Here is a 20339-nt window from a genome sequence, read left to right as displayed (position 1 = left end):
TGGTTGGTTATTGTATAATATAATCTAACCCAGAATGGAAATATTTAAAGGAGAACTTCGCATGGAGAACTCAAAAGAACAGATTGTTCTTATTAAAACGTTGCAGGATAATTCTCTGCCATTCCCTCTGAACGGGGCATCGATTTCCATTCACGGGCAGGATTTTGTTTTCAAGACCGCTTCGGGAGAGGTGTTTAAATTACCATTTGCGGCTCAGTTTGCGGGGTTAACTGACAAAGCATTTGATCTTACTTTTGCAGACGGTCAGCATTTGACCTCGAAGCAATTGGTCGAACGAGCGATTGCCAATTATACCAAGAATGACGTTCATCTATCGAAATTTGATGGGGATGCTCCGCACGTATCGCAGGATCAGCATCCTGTTGAAAAAGTGATCGTGAAAACCGTCGTTGAAAAGGTGGTGGTTCCTGACGCCGGCGCGGCCGTGCATGACGACGATTCATCTGGCGCGCACTCAAGTTCTGATGCCCAAGACGTGCAGATGGATTTGATCGACATTCGTCCAGCACCTCAGCCGTTCCAGTTAAGTTCAAGTTCAGGTGGTAGTCGGCATTCAGCTGATCCTGTGCCTCCAGTAACGCCCGGCACCCCCGGCACTCCTGGCACCCCTGGTGTGCCGCCGTTGCATCAGTTCCAGCTGGATACTGTCACTAATAGCTACGATCACACGGTGATAGCGGGTGGTGGATCTCGTACTGATTCTAGCTATGACAAGCAGTATGGACCGCAACTTATTGATTTGACTGGCGAGAGCGACGCCTGGACTGTTGATGCACGTATTCGTGGTAGTTCAAATGACGAACATACTCTGACGCGCATTTTCAAGATGGACAGTGCCACTGAAATCACAAGTGTCACTGCCAATCAGAGCAGTAACTATCACATAGTCACGTCGGATACGTCAGAAGGCCAGCAACTAGGCTTGGCGAAGAATGAATTCGCTGTCGTCTATTCGACAGATGCATCCGAGCAGTTTCAGGTTCACGTAGAATTCAATCCGCCGACGGCAAACGGGGATACGTCGTATAGCTATGGATTTAAGATTGTTAACAACCCCACAGCGACGTACGACGCGGATGGGAACGTGCAGCTTGGTGCAGAGCCTTCTCCTATTGTAGTAAAAGGAGGTGCTGGCGATACTACTATTATTGCCGGGCACGGTAACGATGTTTATGACGGTGGCGGGGGCCATAACGTTGTAGATTATAGGGAATATGATCACGGCATAACCGTGGATTTTCAGGCAGATAATAAAGATATTTTAAAGACTTACGATCTGAATGATACGGATTCCGCTAAGATATCATCTGATGGTGCATCATCGTCTCAGGTCATAAATGGTATTCAAGAGATTTACGGTACTAAATTTGATGATGTATTCATTACAAACGATGGCAGTCACATCTTTCATGGCGGACTCGGTAATGACACCTTCATAGGCTACGGTGGAAATAATGTCTTCGATGGTGGTACCGGGAATAATACGGTCGATTACCGGAATGTAGGCGGGCAGACGTTTGGACATATCGATATCGCATCTGATTTAGGCATTGATCTTAACGGTGTAGAAATTGATCTTTCGCAGAACATCACGAAGAGGAATGGATGGACAGATGCGCAGGGTAATTTCGGACAGGATCAACTGAGTGGTATTAATACTGTTTACGGGACGAAATTTAATGACCTTATTACGGGTGGTGACGGCGACGATGTAATTTATGGTGTCGCCGGAGACAACATCATTAAAGCTAGTGGTGGGAATGATAAAATCGACGGTGGAAGCGGCAATTCAATCATTGATTATTCCAGCTTAACAGCGGAGGTTGACGTCGATCTGAATGCAGGTGCAGCTGTCAAGCAAGGCATCGGAACGGATCATTTGACGAACATTTATCGTGTTGTCGGCTCAAGTGGCGGCGGCGCTCTCGTCGGTCGTGATGGCTATGCAAATACTTTGGTCGGTACAGATGGTGACACTTCCTTTTCTGTACACGGTGGCACGGATTATCTGTATGGGGGGAAGGGCAACAACGTATACAGTGTGACTGACGCTGTTGTCACTATTCATGCCGATGGTCTGTCGAATAAGGCAACGGTGAGTAATGGTCTCCTTACCTATTATGGTTCGGAGTCTGGCAATGATACGATCGCGGACACACTTGGCGTAAACGATGGGAAGACGACGGTCTATGCCGGGAAAGGGTCTTTGGATATTACATTCAACACGCTATCGTACAATGAAATCTACGCTGGCGGTGGCGGCAAGTTGACCGTTCATAGCGGCAACTCTTACAATCACATGTTCCTAGACTCCCAAACCAGTACAACATTGGATTATTCCGGTTACACATACGCTGGCTTTAAAGCCAATCTTGCGTCAGGTGTGATCATTAATAATTCGGGAGCTTCCGATACTATCGCGCGCGGATATATCGATAATCTTATCGGAACACAATCTGGTAGCGGGATTTACGACGCGAAGGGCTATCAGCACAATCTAAATATAACTGCTTTTTATGGAAGCAATACCATCAATATGGGCGACGGTGACAAAAATAGTGTCAGCGTAATGCAGGCTTCTGGAAGAAACATTATTGATGTTGGGTCTGGCAAGAACAATACGATTACAATATATGGTGGCGATAGTAATAAAATTACTGCCAACCATGTGAATGTACAGAATGATGTGCATATAGTTGGGTCATCAAATAGTAATATTATTGATATTGAGAAATCAGCGACAAATAATATCGATTTCTCTAATGATTCGAATTCGAATTCATTTACTTTTGGGGCTGGAACAAAGAATAATAGTGTCAATATACTTGGTAAAGGGTCAAATAATACCTTTAAGGCGGGTGTTGGCACGGATCACAACGTCTTCCATATAACGGGAACCGGTTCGAACAATACCTTCACGATACTTGGAGGTGCGCACAATGAGATATATGTTGATGGTGGAGGAACTAATAATAAAGTTGATTACAGCGCAACTACAGGTCAGATGAAAATTGACCTTGTAAATGATAAAGCCGATTTAAACGGCAGTGGGGGCCATGACGAGTATAAAGGTATCACGTATATTGTTGGTAATAAAGCTGTAGGCAATACTTATACGTCTAAGGATGGAGTTAATACTACCTTTGATATACGCTTGGGCACACATGCAGTTGTGACGGCAGCAAATAATGCAAGTAACCATTACATGGTTACGGCAAACCATAATGATACTATTGTTTACACGGACGTTAATACGTCTGCAACATTCACTTTGGCAAAAACCGGAGGAACAGTAACAAAAGGTAGCTATACTGACACTATTTCTGATGGATACTTCAATAAAATACTCGGCACCAATCATGGGGACACATTCAAGATCGGCGCGGGTATGAATAATCTGGAGATCGATGCCGGTAGTGGAGATGATGTTTTTCTCCTCGATACTACCTGGGGAGTGAAGGGGTCCATTTTCAACGGTGGCCAAGGTAATAACACGTTCACATACTATGATACCAGTACAAATGCGTTCACTGTAAAAATAACAGGATCTCAAGGAGATCACTTCAATTTTACTGGAGGGTACGGTAGTTCTGGAGCAAATGGTCAGTTTCAAGCAAACGACTTCAATAGCCTTACTTTGTCTGGTAGCAATGTGAATACTGTTGATTGGGGCGGGGTGGCCAGAAGTGGCGTCCATATTGCGATCGCGACCCACGGATCAAGCAATACCAACACATTTCTAGTTGTCGGTGGCGGAAACGTTATTGATGGTGGAATTGGTGCCACGGTGACATCCTACAGCTATGTGAACTATTCCTATTATTCGAGTGCAAATAACACAAACATCAACGTTAACCTTCAGACCGGTTCTGTTCATTTCAGCGACAACAGGGCAGATGACACGTTGCATAATATCAATGCTATTGCTGGTTCTGGCGGAGATGATACCATAGTGGGGCACACCAGCATGAACGACATCTTCTACGAGAGTGGGGGAAGCGATCATATAGATGGCGGTGGTGGGACCGGCAATATATACAAGGCAACTTTGGGGCATGTCGTTGCTAACTTTGATTCAGGCACGATAGGAAAATTTGACGACAACGGTGTTGCTATTGGCACTGATACTATCAGCCATATCCAACAGTTTGACTCAATGCACAATGTGGGTACGACCGAGATTACGGCGTCGAGTAGCTTCTCAATGACGTTCAATCTGTCGGGCGGAGGTAGTTATCACTTCTTCGGCGCCCAGCACTATGCAGACACAATAAATGTAAGCGGATCGAGCCACCTCGATTTAGACTATACTCATGTGAATGATAATATTACCGTTAGTCTAGGCAGTGATGCGAACGGGAAGTTGACGAATGTCACTAAGGGCGGCGGCATTCACGATGTAGTGCACGGCGGAATTACTAGCATTGAAACCTCTGTAGGTAATGATACGTTTAATTTCACTAAACTTGCCGATCTGAATGGTATTCAAATTGACGGCGGGGGCGGCAGCAATACTCTGCACTTGAACTCTGGAGGGGAAGCCGATCTTGACCTGGGTGGTCTAAGCAATGTGAAGCACATATCCATTATAGATCTGACGGCGACACAGCATAACTCGATCAATTTTAATATGGATCAGTTTTTTGCCCACAATGATGAAAGTGCGGTAACCATGAAGATTAACTACGGCGACTCCACGCGCCTTAATCTTACATATGACCATACCCACTGGACTCTGGATCAGTCGGTAGCGGGGCATGATGTGTATACCAACAGCACAACGCATAATACGTTCACCGTTGATCATCCCGTCGCGCCACCACCAGCGCAAACTGCTTGATTCAATACCTGTATCGTAAAAGCGACATGTGTTTGCGGAAATGGCGATTTTCGAATGCTAAAGCGGCGTATGCTTAATAGGCATGCACGCCTACAGATAGAAATCGCCATTTCAAGCTACCGATGGCGTCTTTAAGATCTGGCTCCAATCGGCAACTGTATCAATTTAATATTTTAGCTTAACTGTTGCATTGAAAGTTTGATCTGTTGATGAGTGTGCAGCGAGACCAAGGGTGCCTATCGTTAATATCGGCGGCGCATGAACTGGCCCATTTTGTTGATGTTAGGCTTCCAGCATCTTTCACGGGACGGGTATTCGAACTGTATCCCGACTCTGAAAGGTTTGATGATATTCTGAACTTCATCAGCATCGCTTTGGGTGGCTTCTTCATTCCCGTGGGCGGTTCAGCGTCAAAGAATAAAGCCGATAATTGCCTCGTTTACCAAAATGGCAGATGGACAATAGGCACTGATGGGCTGGATGAACAGAAAGGGCAGTTCTTCAAGTTTGTCCCCTCCGAAGAGACCCAAAAGTTAACTTTGTCTGGAATGATTCGTCTTTGGATCAAACGACGGACGGGCTTTTTTTCCTACTTTCTGATTGCGTTCATCATCAACGTGCTCGCTCTTGGTACTCCCCTTTATATGAACGCGATCTATGGGCGAGTTATACCTGCTTCCGCAGAGGCTTCTCTTTGGACGCTATCCGTTATGTTGATGGCATTTTTTCTTATTGAGGTTTATCTAAAGAAGAAGAAAGAAAGCATCGTTTTTAAACTTGTTAGTGATTTCTCTGTATTCTTCGAGCCTAACTATATTAGACAGATGATATCAATTGTATCCAACGAGCGCAACAAGTGGGGTGGCGCGCGTGCCATGGGTCTTACCAATCTAGTCAAGCTAAAAGGTGCCCTATGGATACTGATTTCATCACAGTATATAGATATTGCTTTTTGCCTGATGTACTTTCTGGTTATCGCAATAATTGCACAGTATCTGGTCGTTGGCGTTATTGTTATGGCAATAATACAGGTCTTTGCGGTGGTTTTTTTTGATTACAAGGCCAAGTTGGATTTCGACAATCTGCAACAAAGAAGCTCTGGACTTCCAATTCCGTTCCTGGATGATTATAAAGCAAATGGAATGGATAATTCATTTATTTCGATATATTTAAATGGCACCGAGCAGAATAATAAACTAGAAGAAAGAAAACTTTCCCATAGAGTTTCGATGAATTCAACGTTATCGTTTATATCATCGTCACAAACGGTAGTCATTGTTGTATTCGCATATTATCTACTGCAATACGGTGAATTAGCACCAGGTGCATTATTCGCGACTATTATTTTGTCGGGCAAAATCAGTCAACAGATTTCTTCTCTTTCTTCTTTCTTACCATTAATCAGGAGTATGAAAGAAACATTTCAGCAGATTAATGATGTTTTTCCGAAGGAAGTAGTGCCTCTCCGATGAGTATTGGCGACCAGCAAGATAAGGATGGCTGGGGAGTTAAAAATATCGAATTTTCTTTCGAAGAAAAGTCTGGTCGTAAAGTACTGGATAACATCAGCTTTGACATCCGTTTGGGCGAAAAGGTTGCAATTGTGGGGGCTGGAGGGAGTGGGAAAACAATTCTTTCTCGCCTTTTGTTGGGTTTGATAGAGCCCACTAGAGGACGAATTTCCTTTAATAGTAAGAATCATCCACGCGTTTCAGCGCTAAGGGAAGACACTTATTACTTCCCTCAGAGGAGCTTTCTTTACAGTGACACTCTATTCGAATATTTTGGGTGCAATGATGAAGAGAAACTAAAGAAGGTTCTATCTTTACCTTTTATGAGGTGGCTACCGCAAACATTTGCTGGCGGTATGTATGCTCGCTTAGATACTGCATCAGGTGTTTCTGTAGATAAAATGCAGATGCTGGAAATGTGTAGATTCTCAGTGAGTGAGAAGAACTTTTGGCTCTTGGACGAGCCGACGGCTTTTGTTGGAGCTAGCGTAGAGAAACAATTCTGTTCAATTATGTCGGAAAGACTCCAGCCGTCTACAACATTGCTGCTCTTTACTGGACGGTCAAATATGCTTCACTTAGTTGACCGGGTTATTTTCATAGAAGATGGTCGAATTGCTTTTGACGGATCTCGAGAAAAATTTCTATCGATGTTGACCTGAACTGCGGTGTTCCCTGAATAGCGCCGAGTTGGTAGGTAATCCCCCCTCTTTAACGGGGGATTACCGTATTAAACGTCTTCGGCACCCGAGCGGCTTATATGGCGTTTTAGCAAGGCCGCAGCAAATTCGAAATCCTTGTTCGCGATTGCTTCGAGAATGCCTAAGTGATCGCTGCAAGCCTTACGAATGCGCAGTTCGCCCAACCGGTCGAAGTCGGAATATTCCGTCATGCGACGCAAATGGTTTTGCCAGCGAACAGATTGCGTGAAAAACCGATTATTTGCCCATGAAACGATGGTTTCATGGAAGTTCGCATTGGCGTTGAACCAGAGATCGCGTGTGAGACTTTGGAGCGGCAAGGCCAGTATCTCATTTTGCTCGCGTTGGAGTGCGGCAAGCTGGCTTGGGTCAGGCGTATAGTCCGATTGGGCCAGTGCTCCACATTCGATCACCAGACGGAAAGCGTAGCTTTCATTGACGGCACGTTCATTGTCGAGTGACTCAGCAAATCGCCATCCATGGCCGGGGAGGCGTTCTGCCAGACCCTCCGTTGCAAAGCGCATCAACACCCGGCGTACTGCGCCACGTGTTGCACCCAGTTGGTCAGCAAGCTCGGCTTCGGACACTTCATCGCCGACAATTCCAGAGGCACGCGAACTCATCAGGCGCCGATAAAGCTCTTCAGCTTCTGAAGGGGGAAGAAGCTTGTCGTTCAGCTCATCCGGTTGCGGAAGGCGATGCAGTTGATATCCGCGATTTGGCGTCTGACTGACAATACCGTGCTGCACCAGAAGGTTGAGCACCTGACGCACGGGCGAACGCGAAACGCGAAGCTCTTTGGCGATGGCCGCATCTGACAGTCTGTCGCCGACATTCCAGCGTGCAGCGGATATGAGCAAGACCATTTTATGTGCGACTTCCGCCTGCAGACTGCTCAGACCGGATTCGCTTTCCGTTGATCTTTTAACGTTCACATTCACGCGCAGCGTCTCCTGATTGTGCGTTCTCCCATGAAACCATGCTCAAAGAATACGGGATATTTCGCAATAGGCCATTTCTTTCTCGTATGGCCTATCCCATTGGAATGACAGGCCGAGTTCTTGTAGGAGGGTATAAACCAAATTGTTCAATATTCTAATAAAAAACTGTTGACTCCGCAATGATTGAGTGTGAATTGTATTAAAGAGATGCAAAATACAAAAAAGCGAATGTGGATCAAGTATGTCAGTTACCCCATTTCCATTCATTACAGTTTCGGGTGCACCGGAAGAGCGTGGGCGTCAATATGGGGTTTTGGCTGCGGAGCGTATTCGGCGTAGTGCTGGCCTATATTCCGGCACGCTGGACGCATTCGGCCTTTCGGCTGAGCGTAAGCAGAAACTGATTGAGGAGTTTGCTGGCCGTATCGAAGAATTTGACGCTTCCTATGTTGAGGAAATGCGCGGAATTGCCAAGGGGGCAGATGTCGCGTTTGAGCAGATCGTCATGATCAACGCGCGTACTGAAGTCGTCGCAATGGCGCGTGCAGAAACGGGTTCGCCTGATCCGGAAGAGCAGGATGACGGCTGTACCGGCGCTCTCATCATGCCTGCAAAGAGTGCTTCGGGTAATCTGGTTCATGGTCAGAACTGGGACTGGCGTTCAGAATGTGTTGAGACCGGTATCGTTCTGCGTGTACGCAATAATAATGGTCCGGATTTCGTTACTTTTGTCGAGGCAGGCGGTTTGGCGCGCAGTGGCTTCAATGAAGCTGGTATCTCGATCACCGCCAATTATCTTGAATGTGAACGTGACTATAAAACGCTTGGCGTGCCGCTTGGTCTTGTGCGTCGCAAAGTGTTGGAGCAAGAGCATTTTGCGAAGGCCATCAAGGCTGTAGCATCGACGCCGAAGTCCTGCTCCAACAATATCATGATTGCGACCAGTGCTGGTTTCGGCATTGATTTTGAATGTGCACCGGATGAATCCTTTCCGATCCTGCCGGAGAATGATCTTATCGTTCATGCCAATCATTGGGTAAGTCCGGTCGCGCTTACCAAGCTGCGTGATATCGGTATCCCATTTGTACCGGAAAGCTTCTATCGCGACTGGCGCGTGCGTCAGTGCCTTGAAGGCCATGACGGAAAAATTGGTCGCAAGGAGCTTAAAGAAGCGTTGTTTGATGACTTTCTTACGCCTTATGCCGTGTGTCGTCCGCCGCGTCCCGGCAATCACGACAATATAACGGCTACAGTTGCCATGGTGGTGATGGAAGCAGCGCTGGGCATGATGGAAATCGCGCCGCTGCCCGCCTTGAACCGCCAGTTTGCAACCTACTGTCTGCAAGACTACACGCCGCTACCGTCTGATGCCGCACCGCGTGCGAAATCCCTCTTTATCGAAGGCTAAAGACATGTTGCGCTTTGCGCTCTCCAGAATAGGAATGGCCATTCCGACATTGCTGATTGTGGCAGTGGCTGTGTTTGTGATTGTTCGGTTGATACCGGGCGATCCTGCGGCTCTGATGCTGGGCGATTCTGCAGATGCTGCGACGCTGGCTGCGCTGCGCGAACAGCTTGGCCTCAATCACAGCATCCTTACCCAGTTCCTGATCTGGGGCGGCAATGTTTTACATGGCGATCTCGGTGTTTCCATAGCCAACCAGCAACCGGTGCTTTCACTGGTTCTGGAGCGGTTTTCGGTGAGTGGACGTATAGTCCTGTCCGCAGTGGCGCTTTCGACGCTTGTGGCGGTTCCGCTTGGAATGATCGCGGCCTGGAAGCAGAACAGCCTGACCGATCTGACGCTCGTGACCTGCGCCACTTTGCTGCTTTCGATTCCAGCGTTCTGGATGGGCCTGTTGTTGCTGCTGGCATTTGGTCTGAAGCTCGGGTGGTTGCCGATTGTTGGCTATGTCAGCTTCAGTGAGAACCCATGGAAGGCATTTCTCTATCTGGTTTTGCCGGTGATGACGCTGTTTCTGCACGAAATTGGTGTGATCCTGCGTATGGCGCGCGCATCGACGCTCGAAGTGCTTAACCTTGATTATATTACTCATGCACGGGCCAAGGGACTGTCGGAAGCAACCGTGATGTGGCGCCACGCTTTTCGCAACGCATTTGGTCCGACATGGACATTGTTGGGCCTGATCCTTGGTAATCTGCTTGGTGGCATTGCTGTTGTGGAAACGGTTTTCACTATTCCGGGTCTCGGTCGGCTTCTTGTTGATGCGATTTTTGCCCGCGACTACCCGGTTATTCAGGGTTGCTTGCTGTTCACGGCCTGTGTCTATGTGTTGGTCAATCTGATCGTGGACCTTCTTTATCCGTTCTTCGACCCGAAGGTGACGGCGAAATGAAAAACATCTCTCTCAATGCGCTGATCGGCGGAACCCTGAGCGCAACGCTCCTCACGGTAGCTATCGTCGGTTCGTTCTGGACGCCTTATAATCCCTTGACGCTCGACTTTACTGCGCGTCTTGCATCGCCAAGTGCTGCACATTGGCTGGGCACGGATGAATTCGGACGCGACCAGCTAAGCCGCCTTATGAAAGGCGCATCGGCCAGTGTTTCCATCAGCGTGTTAACTGTCTTGATCGCTACATTGGGCGGAATACTAATAGGAGCGATCAGTGGCTTTCTGCGTGGCTGGTTCGACCGGTTGCTGATGATGGTCAATGATGCGCTTCTTGCATTTCCCGGCATATTGATGGCTCTTGGACTGTTGGCTGTTTTTGGTGCGAACAAGAACGGCATCATTCTCGCGCTCGCTCTGGCTTATATGTCGTCGGTCATCCGCGTGGTGCGTGGCACAGTCTTGAGCTTGCGGGAACGGGAGTTCGTTGAGGCTTCCCGCGTTATGGGAAACTCGGAAATCTATACGATGGTACGGCATATTCTGCCCAATTGCCTGGCCCCTGTTCTGGTGATGGCAACGTCGATGTGCGGTTGGGCAATCCTTGCAGAAAGCTCGCTCAGCTTTCTGGGTTTGGGCGTGCCGCCACCAGCGCCAACATGGGGAAATATGCTGGCCGGAAGCCGCAACTTCATAGACCAGGCTATTTGGCTCGGTATCTTTCCGGGCCTTGCAATCTCACTGTCACTGCTTGGCATTAATCTTCTTGGTGATGCGTTACGCGATCGCCTCGACCCACGCATGAGGAAGCGCTCATGACTTCCGCACCCCTGCTTGAAATCGATGATGTCAGCTTGCGAGTTGGTGACAGTACGCTGGAAATAGTCAAGCGTGCCTCCTTCTCTATAAGCCCCGGTGAAATTCTCGGCATTGTTGGTGAATCCGGTTCTGGCAAGACGATGCTTGCACGCGCAATCATGGGGCTGGTTCCGGCATCCATTAAAACAAGTCATGGTGCAATCCGTTTCAAAGGCCAGAACGTTTCCACCATGTCGCCAGTTGCATTGCGCGGCCTTCGTGGCGATGGCATCGCAATGATCTTTCAGGAGCCTATGACGTCGCTCACTCCGTCGTTGACTATCGGGCGTCAGCTCGACGAAGGGCTGGAGCTCCATTTCCCGGCGGAAAAAGCGCAACATGCCGAATGGATCAGAGCCATGTTGCTGCGTGTTGGTATTACCGATCCCGATCGGGCGATACAGGCGTTTCCACATGAGTTTTCAGGAGGAATGCGCCAGCGTATCATGATCGCTTGCGCCATGCTCATGCAGCCTGATTTGCTGATTGCGGACGAGCCTACGACCGCACTTGATGCGGTTATCCAGCGGGAAGTCATGGAGCTTCTGGTTGATCTCACGCGTGAACGTGGCACGACAGTTTTGCTCATCAGCCACGACCTTCCAATGATCGCGAGATATTCCAATCGGGTTGTCGTCATGCGACATGGGGAGGTGGTTGAGACAGGTGATACCGCTGATGTTCTCGCCAAACCGCGACATGATTATACCCGCAAGCTGCTTTCAACATTGCCGGTTCGTGGCCCTGCGCGTGTGGTGCCACAGGCAGAACCGTTGATCAGCGTTCGCGATCTGGTTGTCGATTTTGAAGGGCGCGGCGGCTGGTTTAAAAAAGCTGGCGGCAAGCGTGCTCTGCATGGCGTGACGATTGATGTTTTGCCGAATGAGGTTGTTGCTGTTGTTGGTGGTTCAGGTTCGGGCAAGACCACTGCCGCGCGCGTTATGGCCGGCTTGATCCAACCGAGTGAAGGCAAGTTACTCTTCAAAGGGCAGCCGGTTACAAAGCGTTCAGCCCATTATCAAGACTACCGTTTTCACACGCAAATGGTGTTTCAGGACCCTTATTCATCGCTTGATCCGCGTATGAAAGTGGGTGCGCTGGTCAGTGAGGCACTGCGGTTCTCAAAAGAACTGTCTTCGAGCCAAAAGTCCGAGCGGGTCCGTGAGACGCTCGATGATGTCGGTCTGGGTGGCGATTACGCCAATCGTTATGCGCATGAAATGTCGGGCGGTCAGCGCCAGCGCGTGGCGATTGCGCGTGCTCTTGTGCGCCGTCCGGCCTTTGTGATTGCCGATGAAGCCGTCTCGGCGCTCGATGTCACGGTGCGGGCACAGGTTCTCGATCTCTTTGCCAAACTTCAGCAGAGCTATGGCTTTGGCTGTCTGTTCATCACCCATGATCTGGGCGTGGTGGAGCAAATTGCTGATCGTGTGGTCGTCATGAATGAGGGACGCATCATCGAGCAGGGAACGCGCGATGAAATCTTCGATGCGCCGCAAAATGACTATACCCGCCGCCTTCTGTCGGCCATTCCGATGCTCGAATTAACGGGCGAGGGCGGCGTCAAACTGAAATGGCGTGGTGACGGTGCAAATACAAAATCTGGCGAGGAGGGCGGTCATGTCCATCATTGAAGAAAAGCCAGCAACCAAACGTCAGGGTCATGGCAAAAAACTCAGCTTCTATGACTTCGGAGCAACCACTTTTTTCGCGAGCCAGTTCGACCAGCGGTTCAGCTACTGCCTTTACGTGCCTGAAGATTACGACGAAGATGGCACAGAAACACATGAGCTGATCGTTATCATTCACGGCACTGGACGCACCGCTGCACAATATCGCGATCATTTTGCAAATTTTGCGCAAAAGAACCGTTGCATTGTGCTGGCACCGTTGTTTCCCGCAGGCATTGTCGTGCAGGGCGATCTCGCCAATTACAAACGGATCGCGTTCCACGGTATTCGTTTTGATCATGTTCTGTTGTCGATGATCGATGAAGTGGCGGCCAAATATCGTCTCAAGAGCAATCGCGTGATCATGTATGGCTTTTCGGGTGGTGGGCAGTTCTGCCAGCGCTTTTTCATGCTGCACCCGCAACGGCTCAAAGCCGTTTCTATTGGCGCGCCCGGTGTCGTGACTTTGCTCAATAGCGATTATGACTGGTGGGTCGGTGTACGCGACGTTGAAGCCCGCTTTGGCTGTCGCATTGATATTGAAGCGATGAAAGCGGTGACGGTTCAAACGGTTATTGGCGAAGAAGACACCGCTACCTGGGAAATTGCTATTCCGCGTGACAGTGCCTTCTGGATGCATGGTGCCGATTTGCAGGGAAATTGCCGAATCGAGCGCATTGAGACCCTCGCAAGATCGTTCGAGAAGCATGGCATACCAGTTCGCAGAGATCGGGTTTGCGGCGTGGCGCACGAGCCCTTCAAAGTGCTTGAGCCGGTGGAAGCGTTTTTTGCCGATGTTCTCAGATCACACGGCTGACCATACCGCAAAGTCAAAAATAAAGGGGAAAGTAGAATGTTCAAACCAATTTCACTACGCTCTGCATTTGGCATCGCGCTTCTTGGTTTCAGCACCACATGCTTCCAGGCACAGGCTGCGGATGATGAAACCTTGCGTGTCGCAATTCACTCCGATGTTGCCAGCATCAATCCCGGCGTCAATCGTGATGCCAATGCCGATATGGTTGTAGCACACATCGCTGAAGGTCTGGTCGCTTATGGCGACGATCTGGCGATTAAGCCAATGTTGGCGGAAAGCTGGACTTCAAACGCTGATTCTACCGTTTATGATTTTAAGCTCCGCCAAGGCGTCAAATTCCAGAACGGTAAAGAGCTGAGCGCCAAAGATGTTGTGTGGAACTTCGAACGGTATCTCAAGCCGGAAACCGGCTTCCAGTGCGTTAATCGTTATAATGGTAAAGTGGACTCAGAATTGACGTCGGTCGAGGCTGTTGACGACAGCACCGTACGTTTCAGTTTTGCAGCGCCAGCGCCAAATTTCGTTATCACCATGGCGACTATTCAATGCACACCATGGATATTAAGCCCTGAATCTGTTGACGCTGATGGTAAGTTCGTAAAGCCGATTGGCACTGGTCCCTATGCTTTTTCCAAGTGGGAACGCGGTCGCTTTCTGGACCTCACTCGTTTTGACGATTACGTGGCGCTATCAGGAATTGTTGATGGTTTGGCCGGTAACAAAAAGGGTCATGTGAAAACGATCCAGTTTATGACGGTTCCTGATTCAAGCACGCGCACCAATGGTCTTTTATCGGGCGAGATCGATTTCATCGATGAAGTTGAACCGACCGGGGTCAAGGATCTGGAAGCGAAGGGCATGAAGGTCAATGTGCAGCAGACGCCTGCATGGATGGTGCTGCAAATTCAGTCGGCTTCGGACAAGCTGAAAGATCCGCAGATGCGACAGGCGATTGCTCATGCTATCGATCTCAATCAGTTGGCTGTGGCAATTGGCGAGGGTATGTATACGCCGAACCCGTCGGTCATTGCACCAAACACGGTTTATTCAGACAATCAGGCGGCCGCCTGGCCCGCTTATGATCCAGCCAAGGCGCAAGAGCTGCTGAGTAAGACAGGATACAAGGGCGAGCCGATCAGTCTTCTGGTTGCCAACCGCCAGAACCGCGTACAGGTTGCGACTATCATTCAGGCTTTCCTTGCAGCATCAGGCATCAATGCGCAGCTTGAAGTGCGCGATTGGGCAACCCAGCTCGACCAGTATCGCCGTGGTGCATATGAACTAGCGGTCTTTGCCTACTCTGCCCGTCTCGATCCGTTACTGTCGTTCCAGTCAATGATTGGTGACAAGAAAGTCGATGCCGCGCGCCAATGGGATGATGCAAAGGCGGAAGAGCTTCTCAAGCAGGTGTCAGCGACAAGTGATGTCGAGGAGCGCAAAAAGCTCTTCAACGAACTCAACAAGCTGATGGCCGAGCAAGTGCCGATCCTTGGTTTGGTAAATTTGCCATCCATTACGGCGACAGGTCCAAAAGTGAATGATTACAAGGGGTGGGCTGGCGATACAGATCGTTTCTGGATGATTAGCAAGGCACAGTAAAACGCTCCTTTTCGACAGTTTAGCATCTGGATATTTCCATGACGTCCACATCCTTTGATTATACCCGGACCGACGCGATTGGTCTGGGAGAGGCTATTCGAGCTAAAATTCTCTCGCCACGCGAGGCTGTTCAGGAAGCATTTGCAGCGATTGATCGGTGTAACCCTGAGCTCAATGCTGTCATCCTTGAGATGCGTAATCAGGCAGAAGAGCAGCTTAAAACATTGCCGGAGGGGGCGCTTAGTGGTGTCCCGGTTTTGTTGAAGGATGATTGTCCGTCTTATGATGGTGCCGCAATGTCTTTTGGTTGTCGGGCGGCTGAAGGTAATATCTCGCAACGCGATCATGAGCTGGTCAAACGCTATAAGGCCGCTGGTCTGGTCGTTGTAGGAAAAACCAACCTGCCCGAGTTTTCCTGCAATATTGCAACGGAATCCTCTTTGCATGGTCCGGCCCTCAATCCTTGGGACGTGAAGCGCAGTATTGGTGGTTCATCCGGTGGTGCGGCAGCAGCGGTTGCAGCGCGTATGGTTCCCATGGCTTATGGCAATGATGGAGCGGGATCGATCCGGATTCCTGCATCCTGCGGCGGACTTTTCGGGCTGCGTCCATCGCGCGGGCGTGTACCCTGCGGTCCAGTCTCGACGGAGAACTGGGGTGGCATGGTTAGCCATCACGTGCTGACGCGTTCGGTTCGCGATTCCGCGATGATGCTCGATCTGACAGATGCACTTGAGCCGGGTTCGCTTTATGCCGCGCCAGCTAAAACGGATCTTTTTGTCAACAGTGCCAAAACCATCCCGCGTAAGCTGCGCATCGGTGTTTGGCAGGAGCCCGTTTTTAGTGAGCATCTTGATGATCAGGTGGTTGCCGCACTCGAAGCGACAATCGCGTTGTGTGAACGGCTCGGCCATACAGTCGTTCTCGTGCAGCCAGATTTTGACGGCGAGCAATTGGCAGATGCCGTGCAAAAACTGATAGCTGTTTACACTGCAATTGAAGTTTCCGATGTTGCTGCGACAACTGGCAAGCCTGCCAATGATCTCTATTTCGAGCCGTCCAATCTGGGGTTGGCTGCTTATGGTGACGGTTTGTCCGCAACAGATGTTATTCGGGCGCGCCTGATCGCAAACAGTACGGCTCGCAGTTTCGGTCGCTTGTTTGAACAATGCGATGTGGTTTTAAGTCCCGTGATGCCGGTTGCATCATTTCCGCTTGGAATGCTCGACGTGCGTTCACCTGACTGGGAAGATTTTGTCCGGCAGTTTCTGCAACTCACGACTTTTACCCATCCGGTCAATGCCGCAGGACTGCCTGCGATGAGCGTTCCGCTGCACGAGACATCTGATGGCTTCCCTGTTGGCAGCCAGTTCATTGCTCCTTATGGGGCAGAAAATCTGTTGTTTGAACTTGCAGGGCAGTTGGAAGCCATGTGTCCATGGTCTGATCGGTTGCCTGCAATTCACGCCTGAAATCAAGAGACAAGCGATGCTTTATACAAAGCCCTATTTCCAGCCGTCCGATGTCAGCGAAGTTTTCGATCTTGTTGACAGAACGGTGCTCGGCACTTTGATCACCAGCCATGAGGATGGAGTTGCAATTTCCCATCCGGTTTTCATGATTGATCGGACGAGGGGAGAAAGCGGCACGCTGGTCTCGCATGTTGCGGCATCCAACGATCACGCTGCGTTTCTGAAACGCGGCTTGCCATCAATCGCGATTTTGATGGATATCGGTCATTACGTGTCTTCGTCCTGGTATCCTGGTTACCCGGAAAGAGACAGTGCGCCGACATGGAGTTTCATGGTTGTCCACATTCATGGAATACCAAAAATATTGTCGCAAGCAGCGAGCGCCAAGCATCTCCATGATCTGGTCAGGCACATGGAAAAGGGCAGGGACAAGCCTTGGCAGATGAAGGAACTTGGCCCCGGCGGTCTTGAGCGGCGTCTGCCCAACATCGTTGGATACGAAATGCCGATTGAAAAGATGGAAATCAAATTCAAGCTTGGGCAGGACGAGCGATCGGCAGATATGAGCGCTGCGATCAAAAAGCTGCGCGAAGAGGGGCGGGATGATGTCGCCGAAATGATGGCGCGTCATTGCAAGCTTTGAGGAGAAGAAGGTCAGGCATATAGTTCTTTTTTATCTCCTACCTTAACAGTCTGCGAGCTTGTTGCCGGCGCTTTGGGCTGCATTGGGTACATCTACGCAGACGCAGTTCGATATTCTATAGCGCATCCCCAAAGTGCAAAGCGGCTTTCGGAAAAGATGATTGTAGAATAGATGGATAGAGCAGTTCCAACAACTCCGTTCTAACCGGAATCGCTCTAACACTGGGTCTGGACCCTGTATCATTTCGCCACCCGATGACGCGCGTGCTGTCCTTGCATCACAGATAGCTGGACTGCTTAGCCCGTTGTTGCGGTTTCTGTAGCAGTGTGCGGTTCCTTCTACACCTTGGCTATGAAGGCGAGTGATGTCAGCAGGGTGGGCCTGAGCCGCGCTGCCTCCAGCACATCAGCCAGCCAGATTAAACAACGGGCCCGTTTCTGGCGTCGAAAGGCCTGGGACGCTCGGAAACTGTGCGTGCAGCATTTTCGATGAGTGGGCCGAAGCTGTCGCTGAATCGTTCTGCCGACCATTCCTGCAAATTTCCGGCGACATGGATCGCCCCGATGGGTATACCGTTTGCATCTGTGATCGACGCGCCGATTGCTATCTCGTGGGGCAGAAGCTGACGGCAGAGAACGGAGTGTCCCCGTCTGCGCGTAGCATTGACTTGTTCCATTACTCCGGCAAGATCGGTAATCGTATAGGGCGTGAACGGGGTAAGGTCGGAACGATTTACGATATCGGCAATCCGGTCATCCGGCAGACGCGATAAGACGGCAATGCCGCCGGCCGTGCAATAGGTCGGAACCGCATTGCCGACGATAGTGGCGCTGAAAACTTCATGTTTTGACGGCATACGCAAAGCATAGACCACGCGTATATCATCGAAAAGCGATAGATCTACGCGCTCGCGCACCCGTCGGCGCAGTTCCAGCATAACTGGATTGGCCCGCTGCAGCATTGGGTTCAGCCGCAAAAAATCATGCGTCATATCGAGAATTCGCAAGCCTGGTAGATAGCCGCGATCTTCCGGGTCACGCGCAACCATGCCGAGTTTCATAAGCGAGTTAACGATACGCTGCGTCGCACTGCGATCAAGCCCAGACGCGGTCGCGATCTGTGTCAGGGATAGCGGATGTCGAGCGCTCTGGAAGGCTGACAGTACAGCGACCGTGCGCGCAACCGAACGTAGAAACAACGGGTCATCTTTAAATTCGTCCGCTTCGTCAGGATCGAAAGTGGACAGTCCAGTCAGGTCACGAAATTGGTTCATGGGAACAAGCTTTAATCGTGATTCACGGATTGACAAGCAGCAAAATTGATTCCTATCATAAAAAACAATATAGATGTATCGCTGACAGATACACAGTTTCGTCCTGGGGATAAATCGGTAAATGGGAGTATGCTCGTGCTCAAGCGCGTGGCTGTGGCTGGCTTCTTGCATGAAACGAACACTTTTGCCTCGGCGTCAGCCGATATGGCAGCGTTTATTCAGGGGGGTGGATATATTCCGCTTTCTCGCGGCGAAGCGGTCTTGCAAAATGCGCGGAATGTAAATCTCGGCATCGCCGGTGCGCTGGATTTCGCTCGCGAGGCTGGTTGGGAGGTCGTGCCTATCTTGTGGGCCGGTGCCATACCATCCGCCCCGGTCAAGCGGGATGCCTATGAAGCCATCGCTTCAGAAATCGTCGAAGGGCTTAAGGGTTGCGGCGCGCTCGACGGGATTTTCATTGACCTGCATGGCGCTATGGTCGCCGAACATGTCGACGACGGTGAAGGAGAGCTTCTTGAGCGTGTCCGGGCGGTTCGTCCGAACGAGCCGATATCTGTCGCCCTCGATCTCCACGGAAACATCACGCAAAAAATGTTCGAAAACACCGACGTGATGGTGGGGTTCCGCACCTATCCTCACGTCGATATGGCCGAAACCGGCTATCGGGCGGCACGGGCATTACAAGCTCTGATGGACAAGCCGGAAGGCTGGCACAAGGCAATGCGACAAGGGAATTACCTGATCCCGATTGCCTGGCAATGTACGGATGAGGAGCCGGCCAAAGGCCTTTATGCCATGACGGCGGAGCTGCCTGAGAATGTGCTGACGGCATCCTTGTTCATGGGCTTTCCGGCGGCAGACTTTGCCGAATGCGGTTCATCGGCTTTCGCTTATGGCTGGAATCGAGAGGCCGTTGAGGCTTGTGCAGATGAGCTCATTGCCGCGCTGGCCGCTGCTGAACCTTCCTTTGCCGGCACGGCTTACCAGCCGGAAGAGGGGGTGACGAAGGCTATTGAACTGGCGCGGTACGCGCGCCGACCGATCATCATCGCGGATACCCAGGATAATCCGGGAGCAGGTGGTAGTTCCGATACAACCGGGATGCTTCGCGCACTCGTTGCCTGCCGCGCAGAGCGGGCTTCCATCGGCTGCATTCACGATCCAGAAGCTGCAAGGATTGCTCATCAAGCAGGCGAGGGAGCGACAGTGCAAATCGCGCTCGGCGGCAAGTCCGGGATAGAGGGCGACGCGCCATTTAAGGCATGGTTCACCGTTGAAAAGCTTTCCGACGGCAAGGCTCATGCGACAGGACCCTACTATGGTGGAACCTGGCTGAACATGGGACCGTCAGCCTGTCTGCGTCTGGGCGGCACACGGATCGTCGTCACCACCAATCTCGCCCAGATGGCCGATCGTGCGCTTTATCGCATGGTGGGTATCGAGCCAGAGAAGGAAGCCATTCTCGTCAACAAGAGCTCGGTACATTTTCGTGCAGACTTTGCACCCATAGCCGAACAACTTCTGGTCTGCACCGCACCGGGTGCGATGCCGCTCAGCCCAACCAAACTGTCATGGAAAAAATTGCGTTCGGGCATACGGCTGGAGCCGCTTGGACCGGAATTCAAATAAAAACAAAACAA

At 50.4% G+C, this 20339-nt stretch carries 14 protein-coding genes; 12 read left to right on the top strand and 2 right to left on the bottom strand.

What is annotated here, in order from left to right:
- The first annotated feature begins 61 nt into the window (after positions 1–61).
- The 3 genes from FJQ48_RS19240 to FJQ48_RS19230 all read left to right on the top strand — a co-directional run bounded on the left by FJQ48_RS19240 (position 62) and on the right by FJQ48_RS19230 (position 7034).
- Entirely contained in the window at positions 62–4861 is a 4800-nt protein-coding gene (locus FJQ48_RS19240) for a calcium-binding protein (protein WP_139976530.1), read from the top strand.
- A gap of 209 nt (positions 4862–5070) precedes the next feature.
- On the top strand, positions 5071–6333 hold the full coding sequence (locus tag FJQ48_RS19235) for a hypothetical protein (RefSeq protein WP_139976529.1): 1263 nt from the start codon (positions 5071–5073) through the stop codon (positions 6331–6333).
- Complete coding sequence (locus FJQ48_RS19230) at positions 6330–7034, top strand: ATP-binding cassette domain-containing protein (protein WP_139976528.1); 705 nt, start codon at positions 6330–6332, stop codon at positions 7032–7034. Before FJQ48_RS19235 ends, FJQ48_RS19230 begins: the two co-directional genes overlap by 4 nt.
- A 68-nt stretch (positions 7035–7102) precedes the next feature.
- Here the strand turns inward: FJQ48_RS19230 and FJQ48_RS19225 are convergent, their stop codons facing one another.
- Entirely contained in the window at positions 7103–8014 is a 912-nt protein-coding gene (locus FJQ48_RS19225; RefSeq protein ID WP_337961875.1) for a GntR family transcriptional regulator, read from the bottom strand.
- Positions 8015–8255: 241 nt separating this feature from the next.
- On the opposite strand from FJQ48_RS19225, the gene FJQ48_RS19220 reads away from it, so the two are divergent.
- The 8 genes from FJQ48_RS19220 to FJQ48_RS19185 are packed head-to-tail and all read left to right on the top strand — an operon-like array spanning position 8256 to position 17426.
- A complete protein-coding gene (locus FJQ48_RS19220) occupies positions 8256–9422 on the top strand; it encodes a C45 family peptidase (RefSeq protein ID WP_180350253.1) in 1167 nt (388 codons plus the stop codon).
- A gap of 4 nt (positions 9423–9426) precedes the next feature.
- The gene (locus tag FJQ48_RS19215; protein WP_139976527.1) at positions 9427–10371 is read left to right on the top strand and encodes an ABC transporter permease; all 945 of its coding nucleotides are present in this window, start codon (positions 9427–9429) and stop codon (positions 10369–10371) included.
- Complete coding sequence (locus FJQ48_RS19210; protein ID WP_139976526.1) at positions 10368–11186, top strand: ABC transporter permease; 819 nt, start codon at positions 10368–10370, stop codon at positions 11184–11186. The genes FJQ48_RS19215 and FJQ48_RS19210 overlap by 4 nt, the downstream gene beginning before the upstream one ends.
- On the top strand, positions 11183–12859 hold the full coding sequence (locus FJQ48_RS19205) for an ABC transporter ATP-binding protein (protein WP_139976525.1): 1677 nt from the start codon (positions 11183–11185) through the stop codon (positions 12857–12859). The genes FJQ48_RS19210 and FJQ48_RS19205 overlap by 4 nt, the downstream gene beginning before the upstream one ends.
- Positions 12846–13712: a PHB depolymerase family esterase gene (locus FJQ48_RS19200; RefSeq protein ID WP_139976524.1), complete on the top strand. Its 867-nt coding sequence runs from the start codon at positions 12846–12848 to the stop codon at positions 13710–13712. The genes FJQ48_RS19205 and FJQ48_RS19200 overlap by 14 nt, the downstream gene beginning before the upstream one ends.
- A gap of 36 nt (positions 13713–13748) precedes the next feature.
- Entirely contained in the window at positions 13749–15311 is a 1563-nt protein-coding gene (locus tag FJQ48_RS19195) for an ABC transporter substrate-binding protein (RefSeq protein WP_139976523.1), read from the top strand.
- A 38-nt stretch (positions 15312–15349) separates the two neighbouring features.
- Positions 15350–16783 carry an amidase gene (locus FJQ48_RS19190; RefSeq protein ID WP_139976522.1) on the top strand — a complete coding sequence of 478 codons (1434 nt, stop codon included), beginning with the start codon at positions 15350–15352 and terminating at the stop codon, positions 16781–16783.
- Positions 16784–16799: 16 nt separating this feature from the next.
- Positions 16800–17426 carry an FMN-binding negative transcriptional regulator gene (locus tag FJQ48_RS19185; RefSeq protein ID WP_139976521.1) on the top strand — a complete coding sequence of 209 codons (627 nt, stop codon included), beginning with the start codon at positions 16800–16802 and terminating at the stop codon, positions 17424–17426.
- Positions 17427–17844: 418 nt separating this feature from the next.
- Here the strand turns inward: FJQ48_RS19185 and FJQ48_RS19180 are convergent, their stop codons facing one another.
- The gene (locus FJQ48_RS19180) at positions 17845–18699 is read right to left on the bottom strand and encodes an IclR family transcriptional regulator (protein WP_139976520.1); all 855 of its coding nucleotides are present in this window, start codon (positions 18697–18699) and stop codon (positions 17845–17847) included.
- Between the two features lie 129 nt (positions 18700–18828).
- Here FJQ48_RS19180 and FJQ48_RS19175 point away from each other — a divergent pair, with 129 nt between their 5' ends.
- On the top strand, positions 18829–20328 hold the full coding sequence (locus FJQ48_RS19175) for a M81 family metallopeptidase (protein ID WP_139976519.1): 1500 nt from the start codon (positions 18829–18831) through the stop codon (positions 20326–20328).
- Positions 20329–20339: the final 11 nt, after the last annotated feature.

The sequence above is a fragment of the Ochrobactrum sp. CGA5 genome (assembly GCF_006345815.1).
GTDB lineage: Bacteria > Pseudomonadota > Alphaproteobacteria > Rhizobiales > Rhizobiaceae > Brucella.
This window is presented reverse-complemented; position numbering and strand designations above follow the sequence as displayed.